General features: G+C 68.8%; 20 protein-coding genes and 2 pseudogenes. 5 read left to right on the top strand and 17 right to left on the bottom strand.

Annotated features, from left to right (window positions below; genetic code table 11):
* Positions 1–102: 102 nt before the first annotated feature.
* A complete protein-coding gene (locus tag FO059_RS07325) occupies positions 103–546 on the bottom strand; it encodes a type II toxin-antitoxin system VapC family toxin (RefSeq protein WP_268968813.1) in 444 nt (147 codons plus the stop codon).
* A 198-nt stretch (positions 547–744) separates the two neighbouring features.
* Here FO059_RS07325 and relB point away from each other — a divergent pair, with 198 nt between their 5' ends.
* The gene (relB, locus tag FO059_RS07320; RefSeq protein WP_143907618.1) at positions 745–957 is read left to right on the top strand and encodes a type II toxin-antitoxin system RelB family antitoxin; all 213 of its coding nucleotides are present in this window, start codon (positions 745–747) and stop codon (positions 955–957) included.
* Between the two features lie 149 nt (positions 958–1,106).
* Here relB and FO059_RS07310 read toward each other — a convergent pair whose 3' ends face one another.
* The 6 genes from FO059_RS07310 to FO059_RS07285 all read right to left on the bottom strand — a co-directional run bounded on the left by FO059_RS07310 (position 1,107) and on the right by FO059_RS07285 (position 5,965).
* Complete coding sequence (locus FO059_RS07310) at positions 1,107–2,342, bottom strand: ISL3 family transposase (RefSeq protein WP_143907616.1); 1,236 nt, start codon at positions 2,340–2,342, stop codon at positions 1,107–1,109.
* Between the two features lie 590 nt (positions 2,343–2,932).
* Positions 2,933–4,099 carry a hypothetical protein gene (locus FO059_RS07305; protein ID WP_143907615.1) on the bottom strand — a complete coding sequence of 389 codons (1,167 nt, stop codon included), beginning with the start codon at positions 4,097–4,099 and terminating at the stop codon, positions 2,933–2,935.
* Between the two features lie 203 nt (positions 4,100–4,302).
* Positions 4,303–4,824: an AAA family ATPase gene (locus FO059_RS07300; protein ID WP_143907613.1), complete on the bottom strand. Its 522-nt coding sequence runs from the start codon at positions 4,822–4,824 to the stop codon at positions 4,303–4,305.
* Positions 4,821–5,141, bottom strand: a complete 321-nt coding sequence (locus FO059_RS07295; protein WP_143907612.1) for a HigA family addiction module antitoxin — start codon at positions 5,139–5,141, stop codon at positions 4,821–4,823. Before FO059_RS07295 ends, FO059_RS07300 begins: the two co-directional genes overlap by 4 nt.
* Entirely contained in the window at positions 5,116–5,397 is a 282-nt protein-coding gene (locus FO059_RS07290; RefSeq protein WP_143907610.1) for a type II toxin-antitoxin system RelE/ParE family toxin, read from the bottom strand. Before FO059_RS07290 ends, FO059_RS07295 begins: the two co-directional genes overlap by 26 nt.
* A 145-nt stretch (positions 5,398–5,542) precedes the next feature.
* Complete coding sequence (locus FO059_RS07285) at positions 5,543–5,965, bottom strand: MerR family transcriptional regulator (RefSeq protein ID WP_143907608.1); 423 nt, start codon at positions 5,963–5,965, stop codon at positions 5,543–5,545.
* Between the two features lie 122 nt (positions 5,966–6,087).
* Between FO059_RS07285 and FO059_RS07280 the strand changes: the two genes are divergently transcribed.
* On the top strand, positions 6,088–7,050 hold the full coding sequence (locus tag FO059_RS07280; RefSeq protein WP_210416609.1) for an arsenic resistance protein: 963 nt from the start codon (positions 6,088–6,090) through the stop codon (positions 7,048–7,050).
* A 259-nt stretch (positions 7,051–7,309) separates the two neighbouring features.
* On the opposite strand, the gene FO059_RS07275 is transcribed toward FO059_RS07280, so the two are convergent.
* Positions 7,310–7,807 (bottom strand): GNAT family N-acetyltransferase, encoded by a 498-nt coding sequence (locus FO059_RS07275; RefSeq protein WP_143907604.1) that lies wholly within the window; start codon positions 7,805–7,807, stop codon positions 7,310–7,312.
* 23 nt (positions 7,808–7,830) lie between these two features.
* Positions 7,831–8,175 carry an ArsR/SmtB family transcription factor gene (locus FO059_RS07270; RefSeq protein ID WP_143907602.1) on the bottom strand — a complete coding sequence of 115 codons (345 nt, stop codon included), beginning with the start codon at positions 8,173–8,175 and terminating at the stop codon, positions 7,831–7,833.
* 74 nt (positions 8,176–8,249) lie between these two features.
* Here FO059_RS07270 and FO059_RS07265 point away from each other — a divergent pair, with 74 nt between their 5' ends.
* Genes FO059_RS07265 through FO059_RS07255 form a run of 3 tightly spaced genes read left to right on the top strand, consistent with a single transcriptional unit; the run spans position 8,250 to position 11,861 of the window.
* Entirely contained in the window at positions 8,250–9,578 is a 1,329-nt protein-coding gene (locus tag FO059_RS07265) for an NAD(P)-binding domain-containing protein (protein ID WP_143907600.1), read from the top strand.
* Positions 9,575–10,639, top strand: coding sequence for a flavin-containing monooxygenase (locus tag FO059_RS07260; protein WP_143907598.1), 1,065 nt, complete (start codon positions 9,575–9,577; stop codon positions 10,637–10,639). The genes FO059_RS07265 and FO059_RS07260 overlap by 4 nt, the downstream gene beginning before the upstream one ends.
* Positions 10,632–11,861: an MFS transporter gene (locus FO059_RS07255; protein WP_235671119.1), complete on the top strand. Its 1,230-nt coding sequence runs from the start codon at positions 10,632–10,634 to the stop codon at positions 11,859–11,861. The genes FO059_RS07260 and FO059_RS07255 overlap by 8 nt, the downstream gene beginning before the upstream one ends.
* Positions 11,862–11,868: 7 nt before the next feature.
* Here FO059_RS07255 and FO059_RS18705 read toward each other — a convergent pair.
* The 8 genes and pseudogenes from FO059_RS18705 to ychF form a co-directional block, all read right to left on the bottom strand.
* Positions 11,869–12,267: pseudogene (locus FO059_RS18705) on the bottom strand (arsenate-mycothiol transferase ArsC); the annotation flags it as partial.
* Between the two features lie 45 nt (positions 12,268–12,312).
* Positions 12,313–12,735, bottom strand: a pseudogene (locus tag FO059_RS18700) (arsenate reductase ArsC); the annotation flags it as partial.
* Positions 12,736–12,750: 15 nt separating this feature from the next.
* Positions 12,751–13,752 (bottom strand): metalloregulator ArsR/SmtB family transcription factor, encoded by a 1,002-nt coding sequence (locus tag FO059_RS07245; RefSeq protein ID WP_143907594.1) that lies wholly within the window; start codon positions 13,750–13,752, stop codon positions 12,751–12,753.
* Positions 13,749–14,843, bottom strand: a complete 1,095-nt coding sequence (gene arsB, locus FO059_RS07240) for an ACR3 family arsenite efflux transporter (RefSeq protein WP_143907592.1) — start codon at positions 14,841–14,843, stop codon at positions 13,749–13,751. Before arsB ends, FO059_RS07245 begins: the two co-directional genes overlap by 4 nt.
* 89 nt (positions 14,844–14,932) lie before the next feature.
* Positions 14,933–15,562 (bottom strand): hypothetical protein, encoded by a 630-nt coding sequence (locus FO059_RS18695; protein WP_235671118.1) that lies wholly within the window; start codon positions 15,560–15,562, stop codon positions 14,933–14,935.
* 2 nt (positions 15,563–15,564) lie between these two features.
* A complete protein-coding gene (locus tag FO059_RS07230) occupies positions 15,565–17,535 on the bottom strand; it encodes a heavy metal translocating P-type ATPase (RefSeq protein WP_143910532.1) in 1,971 nt (656 codons plus the stop codon).
* Entirely contained in the window at positions 17,532–17,900 is a 369-nt protein-coding gene (gene cmtR, locus FO059_RS07225; RefSeq protein ID WP_143907590.1) for a Cd(II)/Pb(II)-sensing metalloregulatory transcriptional regulator CmtR, read from the bottom strand. Before cmtR ends, FO059_RS07230 begins: the two co-directional genes overlap by 4 nt.
* A gap of 46 nt (positions 17,901–17,946) precedes the next feature.
* Positions 17,947–19,026, bottom strand: a complete 1,080-nt coding sequence (ychF, locus tag FO059_RS07220) for a redox-regulated ATPase YchF (RefSeq protein ID WP_143907588.1) — start codon at positions 19,024–19,026, stop codon at positions 17,947–17,949.
* Positions 19,027–19,029 lie beyond the last annotated feature (3 nt).

Genomic DNA, 19,029 nt, shown 5'->3' with positions numbered 1-19,029 from the left:
GGCATGATCACACCACGACCGTGACGATGAGCGGACATGGGCGGGAGCGCGCTCAGAATCTGCGTGAGTCGCCGGTCACGTTCCGCATCTCGGGCCCCCTGCTCAGGAACCGACCGCGTCGCCCCACGGATTGATGACGGCGACGTCGAGGGGCTCGAAATCCTTGGCATTGCGAGTGACGACGGCAAGCCCGTGGACGGATGCCGTGGCCGCGATCAGGGCATCACGCTCTGGCCGGGGGTCGGGGACGTGCAACCGGGCAGCGCGACGGGCGACGGGCACGTCCACGGACAGGATCCGGCCCGCGAAGGCGTCGAGAAGTTCCTCGTCGAGCCAAGCCTGCATACGAGCCCCCTGCGCCGGGCCGCGCCGGGCGATCCGCCCGATACCGACCTCGATCTCCAGCACGGTGACAGCCGAGAGGTAGAGATCCGAGGGAGCCCGTGCGGCGACCCAGGCGCGGACGCCGACATCGGCCCTGCGTTCGGGCTTGCGTAGACTGCGCGATGGCCGCAACGGCAAGCATGCGCGGGACCGAACGGCCACTGGACCCGCATGACGGGATGCCCCGCTCGACGCCGCAGATAACCCCCGGGATCAAACGTTGAACCGGAACTCCATCGAATCTCGATGGATAGAGCCATCATGCGCCGAGCTTGAGCAGGCCACGCCCCAGAGCGGTGCCGCACCTTGCCTCCAGCCAGAAGCCTGAATACACTGTATTCAGAACCGCAAGGAGGAACCATGAGCACGATGACCGTGCGCATGAACGAACAGGACGCCGAGCTCGTCCGCAAGTTCGCTCAGTTCGAGGGCGTCACCATCTCCGACTTCGCTCGCACCGCCATTCTGGAGAAGATCGAGGACTCCTACGATCTTCAGGAGCTGCGCGAGGCGATCGCGCAGGACTCCGGCGAGCGCTTCAGCATCGACGAAGTCCTCACCGAACTCGACTGATGCCCGCACAGGCCAGGCTGTATAGCGTCGAGCTGACCGCACGAGCTCGCAAGCAGCTGAAGAAGACGGACCGGTTCGACGCCAGGATCCTCGCCACCTGGATCAAGAACAATCTGGACGGATGTAGGCTCTCCTGAGGTAGTCGTGGGTTAGTTTCGTCCGGGGAGCGGCGGGCATGCGCCGCCGCGGGTGAGGGTGGCCATGGCGATCAGCGCTTCGGGGCTGTGGAAGCCGTAGGCCCGTTTGGTCAGGGCCCGCAGGTGCGTGTTCGTTGCTTCGACCCGGGCGTTGGTGGTCTTCTCGGTGACGGCGTTGATGATCAGCGGCCGGTAGTGCTCGACGGTGTCCGCGAGACGCGCCATCTCGGGGACACCGGCCCCGCGCGCCCAGTGGAGCCATCCGGCCAGCAGGGCCTTGACCTTCCCGGGTTCGGCGTGGATGACGGCGCGGAGCTGCTCCTTGAGCAGGTACGCCCGGTACAGCTCCCGGTTGGACTCCTCGAGCCCGGCGAGGGTGCCGCGCTGATCAGGTGAGAGGTGTTCGGGGTTCTTCCGGACCGCCCACATCACGTGCCGCCCGGCCCGCGGGGCCAGGCCCTGCTGTCGGGCCAGGGTGCGCCGGCGCACCTTGTCGACCGCACCCAGACACCATTGGGCCAGGTGGAACGGGTCGAGGCACCGGATGGCCTGCGGGGCCCGGGCGGCGACGGCCGTGTGGATCCACACGGCCCCGTCCGCGCTGACATGGGTGAGCTGCGCTGAGCGCTGCGGTCCGAGGTCGTCGAAGAACGCGTCGAGCGTGGCGGTGTCGCGTCCCTCGCGAGCCCAGACGAGCCGGCCGGTGTCGTGATCGACGATGACGGTCAGGTACCGGTGGCCTTTGCGGTAGGCGATCTCATCGATCCCGATCCGCCGCAGCCCGGCAAGCCGGTCGACCCCGTCGGTACGGTCGGTGACGACGCGCGCCACGATGTCGGCGACGGTGCGCCACGCCACGCGCAGCAACCCCGTGAGCACGGTGAACGCGGTGTGGGCGGCGAGCCAGGCGCAGGTGTCCTCGAACGCGTGGGTGTGTTTCGCGCCGGGCCGGGCCCAGGGAACCGCGGCGACGACGACCCCGTGCTCGGCGCACCGCACGCGTGGGGCGCGGGCCTGCAGGTAACAGCGGGTCTGGCCCATGTCGGTGTGTCGCCACCGGCGCAGCCCGCCGCCCTGGTCGTAGCCCGGACACGCGGCGTGGCACCGCGAGCACCGGCCGGCGGCACGGGCGTAGGGGCGCACGTCGATGACCAGCAGCGGGCCCCGGCTGTCCTGGTCGAACGCGACGTCTTCGACGACCACCTCGTCGACGGCGAGCAGGCGAGTGAATATGCTGGCAGAGCGCAAGGCCGTGCCCCTCCCGTGAGTTCTGAACCTAGACAGTCCAAAACCTATGGGAGCCACGGCCTTGCGCTCTCTCCGGGGCCTCAACCACCCACGACTACCTCAGGAGAGCCCAAGTCTGGGCCTCGGTGAGCTCATTGATCGCGTTCGAGCGGCGAAATGCCGGTAGTTAGGCGACCGGCGAAGCGAGCACCTGCAACGAGCGATCCCCGTCGGGTTCCGAGTTTTGAGTCAGCCTGATTTTTGAGTCAGCCCTCGCGCCGAGAAATCGCCCGCCGAACGACTCGAACTCGCCCCAGAACTGACCATCCGAGGATGCTTGCCCGCGACGCTCCCGCACCGCGGAGACGAGTGTCAACCCCTGTGGAAGCTCCGCAGGGTCAGTCAAAAGCGCAGGTCAACGGGACTAACGTCTAGTAGCTGTTGGTCGACCGGAACTTGTCCATCGAGCCCACCCAGAGGCTGAGAATACAAAACCCCTGGTCAGAAGCCTTTTTTAGACATTGAATCGGAATTCCACCACGTCGCCGCAGATAACAACCTCTGGCGTGTCTTCACGATAAATGAGCAGACATCCGGCGGCGGAAAGAACCCTACGGCCGGACAGCGAATCCTCGAAGGAACAGCCCCGCCGCGAGGTCCTCCGGCGCAAAGTTGACGACGGTCCGCGACAACACGACTCCGGAATCACGGTGGTATCGAACGATCTCATACGGATTGGATCCGTCGCTGTCGACCATCACGACGACTTCATCGCCTTGAAAGGATGCCTGCGATGAGAGCACTTCGTCCGTGACCCCAGCTACGTCGAACTGCTTCTCCGTCCGACCTGTCGCCAGATCGGTGGACATGATGGAGTTGCTCACACCGAACCATTGGAGCCGTCCGTCTCGAATCGAATCCGCACTCACCTGCGGGTATCCGATGCCGTCGCTGCGCATGAGTCGCTCTGTTAACGGGCCAGCATCCATCGCAACCTCGCGATACTCCCCGGAAGCGATATCCCACATCGAGATGACCGGCCTGACCGGAGAATCGAGCCCTCCGCTGATGGAATCGGAGATGTAGAAGATCGTCCCGCCCTGGCACGGCGCGCTAGCGGGGAGCGCGTTGTCGCGGGCCTGCGCGCTCAGCCCCACGTTCTCCTCGTCACCGTCAGCGGTGTCTGTGAGCTGGTTGAGCATCACCGGCTCGGTGTCAGGGTCGCCCGTCGACGAGTACGGCCCAGTTGCCAAACCGATGCCATAGACCGTGCCTTCACAGTTCGCAGTGGTGTAGTAGCCGCCTTCGACCTCGCTGAGCGTACTGGTGTCGCCAGTTGTGACGACCACTTGGCTCGTGTAGCCACCTGCATCTGAGAACCCCAGATTATAGAGGCCCAACACAGTCGACGGCGAGGTCGCGAGCATCGCGTACTGGCTGTCCGTCTTCGGGCTCGCGATGGTGGTCAGCCGGGTCTCATCAAGGCGATAGTCGTTCTTCAAATCACTAAAGAACAGGCCTTCGTCGGTCCAGACGGGTCGACCATGATCCATCCCCCATGTGGGCAACACAGACACTGAGCCATCTGCATCGACAAGGACCAGCCTCCCGCGGTGATGCGCTCCATCGATGTCTGCGCTCTGCGCGCTGAAGTACAGCGCATACGACGCGCCGCCCAGTTGCTGCGGAATCGGGCCTAGGTCTGCCGAGCTCCCGCATCCAGTGAGGAGGGCGAGCGACGAGAGGAGTACTACCGAGGCCCCTGCGACGCGCTTCATTGTGGTCGGACCATTCTCTCGCGACGACGGCCTCCGCCGCCGGCGGAACCCGTCCTTAGTGTACGGGTCTCCAGGTCGACGCGCGATGCGAAGATGAGTCAGAAGTCCACGTGATGCTTCACTGCTGACACGCCAAAGGTTTAGTTCGAGAACCGGAACTCGACCGAGTTGCGGCACGGCGAACCATCAGCGACGACGTGGCCTCATCTCGCGCTGAGGCGCGCGGTAAGAGCGTCTGCGACCTCATCCGCAGTCCGCGCTGCCGTGTCGAACTCCAAGACCTCATCGGACCACGCGGCGTAGCCAACTCGACGGCGCTGCACTTCCGCCCAGGTCGGCTCGCCGACATAGGCGAGACCGCGATCCCTGCCGCTCAGCCTCCGTTCATGCTCTTGCGAATCCGCGACTACCAGGTGTACGAAGTCGATGCGAGAACTGGTGCGCGCGGCCGCAGCACGCCAGGTCTGCCTGGCATCCTCGCTGTCGTTCACCGCATCGATGATGACGCTGCGACCGAGGCGAAGGTTCAGTTCCGCCATCGCGCGAGCCGCTTCGTACGCGGCGACACCGACTTGCCATCCTGGCGGCAAACCGCAGGCGAGGATTGACTCCTCGACGGCATCGATGGACAGGTGCACCGAGCCTGTGCGCGCGGCGACGATCTCAGCAAGGCTTGTCTTTCCGACGCCGGGAAGGCCGGAGATCAAGATGAGATGCCCGGTCATGCGACATGCAACGGCTTGATCGCGGCAACCTTATCGCGCAGTGCACGGCGCTCGAGCCTGAGCTCGTAGTTCGACTGCAGATTCATCCAGAGCTCATCGGACGTTCCAAAGTAGCGCGCCAGACGGATCGCCGTATCAGCGGTGATCCCACGCTTTCCGTGCACGATCTCGTTGATCCGCCGCGGCGGCACACCGATGGACACGGCAAGCTTGTTCTGCGTGATCCCGAAGCCCTCGATGAAGTCCTCCATCAGGATCTCTCCCGGATGGATTGGCTCGATCAGGTCGGTCTCAGTGGTAGTCGACGAGTTCGACATCTTCCGCACCTTCCTCTCTCCAGACGAAGCAGAGACGCCATTGCGCGTTTACGCGGATGCTGTGCTGTCCGCGTCGGTCGCCGACCAGACGCTCGAGTCGGTTGCCTGGCGGGACCCGGAGGTCCTCGACATCCTTAGCCGCATGGATCAGCTCGAGCTTCCGCAGGGTCGCCCGCTGCACCGTCCGGTCGTCACGCTTGACGTACTGCTCATGCCAGATGCGCTCGGTATCCTTGCTGCCGAACGACCTGATCACGAGACCAGCATATAACGCGGACCGTCATTAACGCTAGACGTTAAACCGGAACTCCACCACGTCGCCGCGCATACCAACCTCTGGGTTCGACAGGCCGATCGCCGTCATCCGCGGCGCAACCTGGCCGAACGGCAACCACCTCTGATCATCCCTCGGTTGCTACCGTGCCGGCGAAGACCTTGAACGCGCACTCTGACCGGCAGGGGTCGTCGCTGTCGGGGCAACCGTCAACATGGACTTGCGCAGAGTGCAGCTGCTCCTGAAGCCGGACCAGGATACTGAGCTGCTGCTCGACGGCGGCAACCTGCTCGGCCAACAGCGGCTGGAGTGCGGCCTTCACTCCGGTGCAGGTGCCGTCGTCGGCGAGGTCGAGGAGTCGGCGGATCTCGGGCAGCTCGAGGCCGAGGCGCTTGGCCGAGGCGATGAAGTCGAGGCGTTCGAGATGGTCATTGTCGAAGTCCCGGTATCCGTTGGGGCTGCGGTGGGCTGCGAGAATTCCGAGGCGCTCGTAGTAGCGCAGCGTGCTCGCCGGCACCCCACTGCGCTCCGCGACCTCGGAGATCTTCATGCTCCGATCTTAAGGTCCGCCGACTTGACCTTCAACCCGGGTTCAAGGTCTAACGTTTTGGAGATGGCGTCGGTCGTCCTTGAGCATGAGGTTGGAGAACAGTGCGGAAGAGCATCGAATGGATGGAGCGGCACCAGGTCGCGCTCTACGTCGCGGGGCTGGCACTCGGGGCCGTCGTCGGGCTGGCGTGGCCCGCGGTCGCCCACCCCGCCGAGCTTGCGATCCACCCCGTGCTGGCGCTACTGCTCTACGCCACGTTCCTCGGCATCCCCTTCGCCAGGATCGGGCACGCTTTCCGTGACTGGCGGTTCCTCTCCACCATCCTCATCGTCAACTTCGTCCTGGTGCCCGCCATCGTGTGGCTACTGTCGCGGATCGTCGCCCACGACCAAGTGCTCCTCGTCGGCGTGCTGTTCGTGCTGCTGACCCCATGCATCGACTACGTCATCGTCTTTGCCGGGCTCGCTGGCGGCGACGAGGAGAAGCTCCTGGCGGCCACCCCGTTGCTGATGCTCGCCCAGATGCTCCTGCTTCCGGTGTACCTCTGGCTGTTCGTCGGGGCGGAGTTCGTCGACTCGGTCGAGTTCGGGCCCTTCGTCGAGGCGTTCGTCCTCATCATCGCGCTGCCGCTGGTCGCCGCGGCGCTGACGCAGCTCGCCGCCGTCCGGTCTCGTGCCGGGCAGAGGATCGAACGGACCGTCATGGGGGCCATGGTGCCGCTGATGGTCACGACGCTCGCGGTCGTCGTCGCCTCGCAGGTCGCGGGAGTCGGGGCGAGGATCGACTCACTGCTTCTGGCGCTGCCGGTCTACGTCCTCTTCGCCGCCGTTATGGTGCCGGTCGGCATGTTGGCCGGCAGGGCCGCCGGGCTGGACGTACCTGGGAGGCGTGCAGTCGTGTTCAGCGGTGCGACTCGGAACTCCCTCGTTGTGCTGCCGCTGGTCCTCGCCCTTCCCGCGGCGTTCGACCTGGCCCCGCTCGTCGTGGTCACGCAGACCCTGGTCGAGCTTGTCGCCATGGTGGTGTTCGTACGGCTCGTGCCACGAATGGTGCCTGCATCAGCAGTTCGAGCTCGCAGAGGTTAAAGCGCAAAACGAAACTCGACCACGTCGCCACACTCAGGAACGTGCCAGCGAGGTCATCGAGGACACATGGCCTAGGAGCGCCGCCACTCGCACACGTCGCCGACACGAAGGACTATCTGGCATTCAATCCCGGCCAGCACGCGCTTGCAGGATCGTCGCCCTCATGCCCGGACCCCCATGGCATCGGTCAAGCGCCCGATCGATCGCAGCAACAGCCAAACCCGGTTAGCTCCATAGAACATCGCGTGCACGGCCATCCCTACCAGCTCTGGCGTACTGGCGAAGTGCGTTCAATCAGTACGGTGTCGCGCCATTGCCCGGCCATCGGCCCGCACGGCATCAGACCGATGCGCTCGCGGCATCCGACAACCCTAAAACCCGCGCGCCGGTGAAGCCTCAGGCTGGCGGCGTTCTCGGGGAAGATCGAGGACTGGACGGTCCAGACGCCTGAGCGGTCAGCGAGTTCGAGGAGGTTAGAGAGGAGCCGCGATCCGACTCCGCGACGGGCGGCATCAGGGCCGACGTAGACCGAGTGCTCGACCACGCCGCAGTAGACGGCGCGCATGGAGACGGGACCGGCGGCGGCCCAGCCGAGCACGCGGTCGTCGCCATCGACGGCGACGATCATGAGGTCCGGGCGCTTGCCGGCGGCGAACGCTTCCCAGTCTGGCGGTGGCTCCGCTTCGAAGGTGGCGTGCCCGGTCGCGATGCCTGCGCGGTAGATGGCCTCGACGGCGGGCCAGTCGGCCGGCGTCATCGGCCTAGTGGCTGGCGGCTCCATCAGGCGATGAGTGCCCTGGCGGCGGCGGCGAGGGTGTCGATGGTGGGTCGGTAGTAGGCCCAGCGGCCGCGCTGCTCGCGGGCGACGAGCCCGGCCTCGACGAGCAGTTTCATGTGGTGGGAGACGGTGGGCTGGGAGAGGCCGACGGGCTCGGTGAGGTCGCATACGCACATCTCGCCGTCGCTGCTGCCGGCGATGAGGGACATGAGCTTGACCCGGGTGGGGTCGCCGAGGGCCTTGAACACCTTGGCCAGGTCGTGGGCGACCGCGTCGTCGATCGTTTCGCCGAGGACGCAGCAGGGCGCGATGTCGGCGGTGGCCTCGATGGCGGGAGTGGCGCTCATGCCTCCATTCTGCCTCACGTATTGACATCTGTCGATACGTGAGGCAGGCTCGACTCATCGAAGAACGTCAATACGTGGAGGTTGCAGTGAATCCCGTCATCGTCATCGGAGCCGGTCCGCAGGGCCTGGCCGCCGCCGCCCACCTGCTCGAGCGCGGACTGGAGCCGCTCGTCCTGGAATCGGGCGACACCCCGGCGTCGGCCGTCACGGAGTGGGGCCACGTGCGCCTCTTCTCGCCGTGGCCCGAGCTCACGGACCCCGCGGCCCGCCGACTGCTCGAGCCGACCGGCTGGAGCACGCCGGAGAAGGGCTACCCGACGGGCGCGCAGTGGGTCGAGGGCTACCTCGCGCCGCTCGCCGAGGCGCTGGGCGACCGCGTCCGGTACGGCTCGCGCGTGGTCGGCGTCGGCCGCAAGGGGCGCGATCTCTCGGTCGACGCCGGTCGAGCCGAGCAGCCCTTCGTGGTCCACGTCCGGCGCGCCGACGGGTGCGAGGAGCGGTTCGAGGCGCGTGCGGTGATCGATGCCTCGGGCACCTGGCGGGCCCCGAGCCCGGCGGGCGCGGACGGGCTGCCTGCCTTGGGCGAGCTCGCCGCGGTCGAGGCCGGTCTGCTCGGACACCGCACGCCGAGCCGCGAAGAGGCGGCAGCGCTGACGGGCAAGCACGTCGTGGTCGTCGGCAGCGGCCACTCGGCGGCGACCGCCATCGGCGACCTCGCGACGTTCGTGCGCCGTGTACCAGCCACCCGGGTGACCTGGGCGCTGCGCCGCGGCTCCGTCGGCAACGCCTTCGGCGGCGGAGTCGCCGACGAGCTGCCCGAGCGTGGAGCCCTGGGGCAGCGGGCGAAGAAGGCCGTCGAGGACGGCCTCGTCGACCTGGTCACCGGCTTCCGCACCGAAGAAGTCGTCGTCGAGGACGGCCGGGCGGTCCTGGTCGCCGAGGATGGCCGTCGGCTCGCTCCCGCGGACCGGGTGGTCGTCGCGACCGGGTTCCGCCCGGACCTGTCGTTCCTGTCCGAGGTGCGCCTGGACCTGGACGTGCGGCTGCAGGCCCCGGCGAAGCTCGCCGCCGAGGTCGACCCGAACGTCCACTCCTGCGGCTCGGTGCGCGCCACGGGCGCGGCCGACCTCGCCCACCCGGAGCCCGGCTTCTACATCGTCGGGGCGAAGTCCTACGGCCGCGCTCCGACGTTCCTGGCGATGACCGGGTACGAGCAGGTCCGCAGCGTGGTCGCCGAGCTCGCCGGTGACCACGAGGCCGCGTCGCGGGTCGAGCTGGAGCTGCCCGACACCGGTGTGTGCGGCGGGTCAGGGCTGTTCGACGCACCGGAAGAGGCGTCGTCGGGCGGCTGCTGCACGCCCGCGCCGCAGCTGATCCAGCTCGGCACGAGGACGGCGGGATGAGCCGCGGCCGCCTGATCGTCGTCGGCGGCGGCCAGTCCGGGCTCGCCGCTGCCCGTGCCGGGCGGGAGAAGGGCTGGGAGCCGGTGGTCCTTGAGGTCGGTCCGGAGCCGGTCGGGTCCTGGCCGCGCTACTACGACAGCCTGCGTCTGTTCTCCCCGCGCCGCTACAGCGCATTCCCGGGCCACCCGTTCCCCGGCGACCCCGACGGATACCCGGGCCGCGACGAGGTCGTCGACTACCTCCGCGGCTATGCCCGCAGTCTTGATGTCGAGATCCGAATCGGGGCTCGGGTCGTCGGCGTGGCCGCGGATGGTCCGTCGTTCGCGGTCGAGCTCGCCGACGGCTCCGGCCTGGTCGGGGATGCGCTGGTCGCTGCCTCGGGCTCGTTCGGCAACCCGCACGTGCCGACGATCCCCGGGCGAGAGGCCTTCGGCGGCCGGGTCCTGCACGTGGCCGACTACCGGTCCCCGGAGGAGTTCTCGGGCCGGCGGGTCGTGGTCGTCGGCGCGGGCAACTCCGCCGTCCAGGTCGCCCACGAGCTCGCCGACCACGCCAAGACGTCGCTGGCGGTCCGGGACCGGGTCCGGTTCGCGCCGCAGGTCATCGCCGGGAAGGATCTGCACTGGTGGCTGAAGGTCACCCGCGCCGACCTCCTGCCACCGTCTGTCCTCGCCCGGATCGTCACCGGCACCCCGGTGATCGGGACGGACAAGTACCGGAAGGCGCTGGAGGCGGGACGTCCCGACCAGCGGCCCATGTTCGCCGAGTTCACCTCCGACGGTGTGGTGTGGCCGGATGGCTCGCGGGAGCAGGTCGACGCGGTGGTCTTCGCGACCGGTTACCGGCCGCATCTGCCGTACCTGCGCTCCGTCGGCGTCCTCGACGAAGCCGGCATGCCGAGACATGACCGTGGGGTCGCGACCGGGCTGCCGGGTGTGGGTTTCCTCGGTCTGGAGTTCCAGCGCTCGTTCTCCTCCAACACGCTGCGCGGGGTCCACCGCGACGCCGACTACGTGGTCACGGCTCTCGCTCGGCAGCCGCGGGGTGCCGCCGTTGCCTGAGCCGGCGACACGCCCAGCGCTGGGGACGGTGCTGGTGGCGCTGTGCGTGACCGAGATCGTCTCCTGGGGCCTGCTCTACTACGCCTTCCCCGTCCTAGCCCCGCGGATCAGCGCCGACACCGGCTGGTCGCCGATCGTCGTCGCCTCGGCGTTCTCGGCCGCGCTGGTCGTCTCCGCGCTGGCCGGGGTGCCGGTCGGCCGGATCATCGACCAGCGCGGGCCGCGTCTGGTCATGACCGCCGGCTCGATCCTCGGCGTCCTCGCCCTCGTCGTGATCGCCGTCTCGCCGGAACTGCCGGTCTTCGTCGGTGGCTGGGTGCTCGCCGGGGTCGCGATGGCCGGGGTGCTCTACCCGCCGGCTTTCGCCGCGATCACCGGCTGGTTCGCTCCTCGTCAGCTGGGTGCGCTGGCGACGCTCACCCTGGTCGCCGGACTGGCCAGCACGGTGTTCGCTCCGCTGACCGCGACCGTCGGCGCGCACGCGGGCTGGCGGGCGACCTACCTGTGGGCGGCGGTAGTCCTCGCCGTCCTCACGGTCCCGGCGCATTGGTTCCTCCTGCGTCGGCCCTGGCCCGCGAAGCAGCGGCCCGAGGAACCCGCCGTCGACCGCGCCTACGCATCGGAGGTCCTGCGCAGCGCCCAGTTCCGGCTGCTCGCGGCCGGGCTGACCGCGGTGTCGCTGGCGATGTACGCAGGTCTGCTCGCCCTGGTCCCGCTCATGCTCGAGCGCGGTCTCGACGCCCAGGCCGCGGCGTGGGTGCTCGGCCTCGGCGGCATCGGGCAGGTCGCCGGCCGCCTCGTCTACACCGGTCTGGCGCGCCGCGTCCCGCTGACCGCGCGCACCGCGACGGTGTTCGTGCTGGTGTCGGCGAGCACGCTCGCCCTGGCCGTCGTGCCGGGTCCGGTCGGCCTGCTGGTCGCGGCGTCAATGACTGCCGGGATCGGGCGCGGGATCGCGACCCTGCTGCAGGCGACCGCGATCACCGACCGCTGGGGCCCGCGCGCATACGGCCACCTCTCCGGCGTCCTGGGCCTGCCGGTGCTGCTGGCCACTGCCCTCGCCCCGTTCGCCGGCGCGGTGCTGGCCGAGACGACCGGCGGCTACGCGCACGCGTTCGTCGTCCTCGCGGCCCTGGCGGCGGTCGGGACGGTGCTCATGATCGCCAGTGCACGCACCCAGGCTCCCCGCCGGGCGGCGGCCACGGCCGAGCGGACGGCGTGACCCGGGTTCAGGCCTTCGACGAGACGACCAGCTCTGAGAGGAGGCCGCGGGCCTTCTCGGCGAGTTCGTCGCGAATCAGCCGCATCCGCTCCTCGCCCTCGATCCCGCGGTCTGACGGCTCGTCGATGTTCCAGGTCTCGATGGTCCCGGCCATCCCCGGCGTGGGCTCGACGACGGCCTCGTCGCCGATGACGACGACGCGGTCCACGGTGCGCAGCAGGGCCGGGTCGATCGGCTTGGGGTGCTCGCCGGCCATGCTCGCCCCGACCTCCGCGACCGAGGCAACAGACTGCGCATTGAGCGACGACCCCGGGGCCGTGCCCGCGGAGTAGACCTCGACGGAGTCACCGGCGATCTGCCGCATGAGGGCGGCGGCCATCTGCGACTTCCCTCCGTTCTTGACACAGACGAACAGCACCGACGGCGCATGGTCGGACGCCAGTTCGGCGTCGGCGGGCGCGAGCAGTTCGTCGACCAGCCTCTCGATGCGGTCGCGGATCTCGTCGCGGATGGGGCGTACGGCGTCGATTCCCTGGCCGGCGGGGTCGTCGAGGGTCCAGTCCTCGTAGCGCTTGCCGGGGTAGAAGGGGCAGGTGTCGCCGCATCCCATGGTGATCACGACGTCGGAGTCCTGCACCGCTTCGGTCGTGAGGATCTTGGGCTGCTCGGCGGCGATGTCGATGCCCTCCTCGAGCATCGCTTGGACGGCGACCGGATTGATCTGGTCGGCGGGCGTCGAGCCCGCGGAACGGACGTCGATGCGGTCACCGGCCAGATGGCGCAGGAAACCTGCCGCCATCTGGGAGCGGCCGGCGTTGTGGACGCACACGAAGAGCACGGAAGGCTTCGGTGCGGAGGGAGTCTGTTCAGGCATGAGGGTTCTGTTCCTTCAGTCGGTGAGGGCAGCGATGAGTGTGCGGACGCGGCGCTCGATGTCGTCGCGGATCGCATCGACGCCTTCGCGCGAGGCCAGCGCCGGGTCTCCGACGGACCAGTCCTCGTAGCGGACGCCGGGGATGATCGGACACACGTCGCCACAGCCCATCGTGACCACCACATCGGCGGCGCGAACCGCGTCATCGGTGAGCGGCTTCGGGAACGCAGTCGCGGCCTCGTCCTCGCCCTCGATCCCGGCGAGCAGGGAACGCACGTGCGGCTGGACGTCGGCCGCCGGCATCGACCCGGCCGAGCGCGCGATCACGCGGCCGTCGGCGAGCTGGTTGACGAGTGCGGCGGCGAGCTGGGACCGGCCGGCGTTCTGGATGCACACGAACAGCACCTGCGGCACTCCGGTCTCCCGGTCCCGGGCGAGGTCGGCGAGGCGCTGCCTGGCGAAGCGCTCGGTGAGCGGGATCATGTGCTGGGTCAGCTTGGCCGAGCGCGCGAGGCCCGCGTAGGACTCGCGCACGATCGCGATCACGAGGTCGCGATTGAGGCCGTTGACCTCGGCGGCCAGCTCCTCGCCGAGGCGGGTGACCCGGCCGTCCAGGTCCGGCAGCGCCTGGGCGCGGGGGTCGGCCTGCTCGGGTGCGTCGGCGACTGCGGCGGGGGCGAACGCGTCGAGCAGTGCGGAGACGGCGCGCTGCCTCGCCGGGGCGATCCGATACCAGACCCAGGTGCCGCGGCGTTCGGACAGCAGCAGCCCGGTCTCCTTGAGAACCTTCAGGTGATGGGAGACTGTGGGCTGGGACACATCGGCGAGCTCGGCGAGGTCGCACACGCACGACTCGCCGCGGGGGTCGGTCGCGATCGCCGAGAGCATCCGCAGCCGGAGCGGCTCCGCGAGCGCCTTCAGCGCGGCCGCCACCGTCACGGCGGCGTCCTGGCCGATCGCGTGCGTGACGGACGGCGCGCAGGCCTCGGTATCGGTGAGGATCTCGGCAGTGGTCATGATGCACTCGATTCGGCGTAGGGGTCGGTGCGGAACCAGGCGCGGGCGGCCCAGAGGGAGACGTAGACGAGGCCGACGAGCACCGGCACCTCGATGAGCGGGCCGACGACGCCCGCCAGCGCCTGACCGGACGCGGCACCGAAGGTGCCGATGGCGACGGCGATGGCGAGCTCGAAGTTGTTGCCCGCCGCGGTGAACGCGAGCGTTGTCGACCGGGCGTAGCCGAGTCCGAGGCCTCGGCCGAGCAGTATCCCGGCCAGCCACATGATCGCGAAATAGACCAGCAGCGGCAGCGCGATCCTGGCGACGTCGAGCGGGTTCGAGGTGATCGCTTCGCCCTGGAGGGCGAAGAGCAGCACGATCGTGAACAGCAGCCCGTACAGCGCCCACGGCCCGATCCGGGGCAGGAACGTGTCCTCGTACCATTCCCGGCCCCTGCGCTTCTCGCCGATCCACCGGGACGCGAAGCCGGCGACGAGCGGGACGCCGAGGAAGACCAGGACGTTGAGCGCGATCTGCCAGACCGACACGTCCAGGCCCTGGGTGTCCAGGCCCAGCCATCCCGGCAGCACGGTGAGGTAGAACCAGCCCAGCACCGAGAACATCACGACCTGGAACACCGAGTTGATCGCGACCAGCACCGCGGTCGCCTCGCGGTCTCCGCAGGCCAGGTCGTTCCAGATCACGACCATCGCGATGCACCGGGCGAGGCCGACGATGATCAGGCCCGTGCGGTACTCGGGCAGGTCGGGCAGGAAGATCCAGGCGAGTGCGAACATCACCGCCGGGCCGGCGAGCCAGTTCAGCACCAGCGAGGAGATCAGCAGCTTCTTGTCGCCGGCGACCGCGGCGACCCGGTTGTAGCGGACCTTCGCGAGCACCGGGTACATCATCACCAGCAGTCCCAGCGCGATCGGCACCGAGATCCCACCGACCTCCAGCTGGGACAGCAGGCCGGACAGGCCGGGGACGATGCGGCCGAGGAGCAGGCCGGCGACCATCGCCAGGCCGATCCAGGCGGGCAGCCACCGGTCCAAGGTCGAGAGCCGTCGGGTCGCCGGAGGCGCAACGTTCGCCGCTTGATTAGACATGCCTCTATATTGACACTATTCGATACAAAGGCACAACAGGCGAGGATGCTCCGCTGGTGCAGGACGAGCTTTGGATGCCGCAGCGAGGACTATCCGATGCTGAGCGCTGCGAGCTGATCCGCGGTACCGGTGACGATGAGGCGCAGGCCGGTGGGTCCGTCGTCGATCTCCCACTCCACGAACGAGCAGCAGTCGTTCTCGATCGCGACGAGATCGCGCAGCCGCTGCGCGGAGTCGTCGGTCTTGGCGTAGTGCACGACCAGCCGGGCGTCTGCGCGCTCGACCTCGAGGAGGTGCTCGTCGTCGAAGGACCGCCACCTCGCGAGCTGCTCCTTGCCCGCGCCCGGCGTGAGCGCGCAGGCGATCGGCACCCGGTCCAGTGGACCGACCTGTGACTCGACTGGCATCGCCACTGACGTTGCCACTCCACCGATGGCGGCGCGTAGCTGGTCGACGGTCGGCGACCCCGCGACGCCATCCGGGGTTCGGAACACCCTGCACGCGAGCCCGACAGGCGCATGATCGCCAGCGAAGGGATCCACGCCGTCGATGAGCAGCGACGGAGACCCGTGGAATCCGAGGCGCTGGGCGTCTTCGGCGGTCTCGACCCGCTGATGGATGACGCGGACGCTCGATCGGCCACCGACGGCCTCCGCGAGCCGCCGGTCGAGCACCTCCCAGTTCGGGCACCCGTCGAAGTACTGCAACGTGATCTCCATTATCAAGTCCTCTCCATCTCTGACCCGCGGACCGCGGCCAGTGACGTCGTCTCAGGCGATACAGCCGTCGCAGGGCGCTTGGCATGGGCGGCGCGCAGTCCGTTGGCGATGACGACGACCTCGGCGACCTCGTGGACGAGGACGACCGCGGCCAGGCCGAGCACGCCGGTGACCGCCAGCGGCAGCAGCACCGCGATGATCGCCAGCGACAGCACGATGTTCTGGTTGATGATCCCCCCTCCTCGCCGTGCGTGCCGCAGCGCCTGGGGGATGAGGGCGAAGTCGTGGCCGGTGAAGGCGACGTCGGCGGACTCGATCGCGGCGTCGGATCCGGTCGCGCCCATCGCGATGCCCACGGTGGCCCCCGCCAGGGCGGGGGCGTCATTGATGCCGTCGCCGATCATGGCGGTCGGTGTCCGGGCGGAGAGCTGGGCGACGATGCGAGCCTTGTCCTCGGGCCTCAGCTCGGCATGAACGTCACTGATCCCGGCCAGCTGCGCCAGTGCGTGGGCGGTGCGGGCGTTGTCGCCGGTGAGCATGCTCACCTCGATTCCCTGTCCCCGCAACGCGCGCACGACCTCGGGGACCTCGGGGCGGAGCTCGTCGCGGACGCCGATCGCCCCGGCCAGATGGCCGTCGACCGTGACGAGCACGCAGGTCTGGCCCTCGGCCTCCAGGCCCTCGACCCGGACCTTGAGCGGGCCCGCGTCGATCCAGCGGGGGCTGCCCACCGTCACCCGACGGCCATCCACCATGCCGCCGATGCCGTGCCCGGCTGCCTCGGCGACGTCCTGCGCGGCCGGGGCTCCCTGGCCCGCGGCGGCGATGGCGGCAGCGAGAGGGTGCGTCGAGTGCTGCTCCACGGCTGCGGCCCATGCGAGCACCTGGGCGTCGTCGAACCCGTCGGCGGCGACGACGGCGGTGACCTCGGGCTGGTTGCGGGTCAGGGTGCCGGTCTTGTCCACGGCCAGGTGGCGGATGCCGCCGAGGCGCTCGAACGCGGCACCACTCTTGATGACGACGCCGAACTTCGTCGCCGCCCCGATCGCGGAGACCACGGTGACGGGCACCGCGATCGCCAGCGCGCACGGGCTGGCGGCGACGAGGACGACCAGGGCGCGGGTGATCCATGTCTCCGGGTCGCCGAACAGCGACCCGAGCACGCCGACCAGGACAGCGAGGACCATCACCCCGGGCACCAGCGGGCGGGCGATCCGGTCGGCGATGCGGGCCCGGTCGCCTTTCTCAGCCTGGGCCTGCTCGACCAGCTCCACGATGGTGGTCAGCGAGTTGTCGGTTCCCGCCGCGGTCGCCTCGACCTCCAGCACACCCGCGGTGTTGATCGCACCGGCCGACACTGCGTCATCGGGGGCGACCTCGACCGGGATCGACTCGCCGGTGATCGCCGAGGTGTCCAGACTGGAGCGGCCAACGCGGACCAGGCCGTCGGTCGCGACCCGCTCGCCCGGGCGGACCAGCAGCACGTCGCCGACGGCGATCTCCTTGGCCGGGACCTCGGCGGAGGTCCCGTCGCGCAGGACGGTCGCGGTCTCCGGCACGAGCTTGAGCAGCGCGCGCAGGCCGCCGCGGGCGCGGTCCATCGCCTTGTCCTCCAGGGCCTCGGCGATGGAGTAGAGGAAGGCCAGCGCGGCGGCCTCCTCGACGTAGCCGAGGATGACCGCGCCGACGGCGCTGATCGTCATCAGCAGCGCGATCCCCAGCTTCCGCTTCGTGACGAGGTTCCGGATCGCGCCGGGCACAAACGTGTACGCGCCCAGCAGCAGGCCCGCCCAGAACGCGACCAGCGCCGCGATGTGCAGTCCCGACCACTCCAGGACCAGGCCGGTGCCGAACGCCACGCCGGAAGCGATGGGAATCAGCAGGGCGGGATCCCGCCACCAAGGACGCTCCATCTCCACGGCCTCATCGCCCAAGCTCGTGGTCGGCCCGTCGCAGTCGCACGCCGCGCTCACGAGGCGTCCCCCGAGCCGCTCGCGCCGCAGCACCCGGGCACCGAGCACTGCGGATCGATGCACGGCGCGCTCTCGTCCACGGCAAGCGTCACGTCGACCAACGCCGTCAGCGCCGCCGCAAGATGCGGATCGGCGATCTCGTAGCGGGTCTGGCGGCCCTCGGGTTCGGCGACGACGATCCCGCAGTCGCGCAAGCAGGTCAGGTGGTTCGAGACGTTCGAGCGCGTGAGTTCCAGCTCGCGCGAGAGCACGGCGGGATAACTCGGGCCGTCGAGCAGGGTCATCAGGATCCGGGAGCGTGTCGGGTCCGCCATGGCCCGGCCAAGCCTGTTCATGACGTCGAGGCGTGAAGCAATGGTCAGCATGCACTGAACCATACAGCAGTGACTGACCTATCTGCACCCGCAGATGTTAAAGCGAAAATCTCCATTCCACCACGTCGCCGTCGGCCATCACGTAGTCTTTGCCCTCCATGCGTACCTTGCCGGCGGCCTTCGCGGCGGCCATCGAACCGGCTGCGTCCAGGTCGGAGAACGAGACGATCTCGGCCTTGATGAAGCCCTTCTCGAAATCCGTGTGGATGACGCCGGCGGCCTTGGGTGCGGTATCGCCCTTGCGGATGGTCCACGCCCGCGATTCCTTGGGCCCCGCGGTGAGGTAGGTCTGCAAGCCCAGGGTGTGGAAGCCGGCGCGCGCCAGCGAGTCCAGGCCCGGCTCGGTCTGCCCCACCGATTCGAGCAGTTCCATCGCGTCCTCTCGGTCGAGCTCGAGCAGCTCGGCCTCCACCTTGGCGTCGAGGAACACCGCGTCGGCGGGGGCGACCGCCTTGCGCAACTCGGCCTTACGGTCCTCGTCGGTGAGCACGCCCTCGTCCGCGTTGAAAACGTACAGGAACGGCTTCGTCGTCATCAGGTGCAGTTCGCGCAGTGCAGGCCCGTCGATCTCGTCCTGCGCCGAGAACAGGGTGCGCCCCGCGTCGAGGATCTCCTGCGCCTGTTTGGCCGCGGCGACGGTCTCGGCGACGTCCTTGTTCTTGCGCGCCTCCTTCTCCAGACGCGGCAGGGCCTTCTCGATGGTCTGGATGTCGGCCAGGATCAGCTCGGTCTCGATCACCTGGACGTCGGCGAGCGGGTCGATGCGCCCGTCCACGTGCACCACGTCGCCGTCGTCGAACACGCGCACCACCTGGCAGATGGCGTCGGCCTCGCGGATGTTGGCCAGGAACTGGTTGCCCATCCCCTCCCCTTCAGAGGCGCCCTTGACGATGCCGGCGATGTCGACGAACGACACGGTGGCAGGCAGGATCCGCTCGGACGAGAAGATCTCCGCGAGCCGGAGCAGCCGCGCATCCGGAAGCTCGACGACGCCGACGTTGGGCTCGATGGTGGCGAACGGGTAGTTCGCAGCGAGCACGTCGTTACGGGTAAGGGCGTTGAACAGCGTGGACTTGCCGACGTTGGGCAGGCCGACGATACCGAGGGTCAGACTCACGGT

The organism is Tomitella fengzijianii (genome assembly GCF_007559025.1).
GTDB lineage: Bacteria > Actinomycetota > Actinomycetes > Mycobacteriales > Mycobacteriaceae > Tomitella > Tomitella fengzijianii.
The sequence above is the reverse complement of the archived record's forward strand: the minus strand, read 5'-3'. Positions and strand labels throughout refer to the sequence as shown.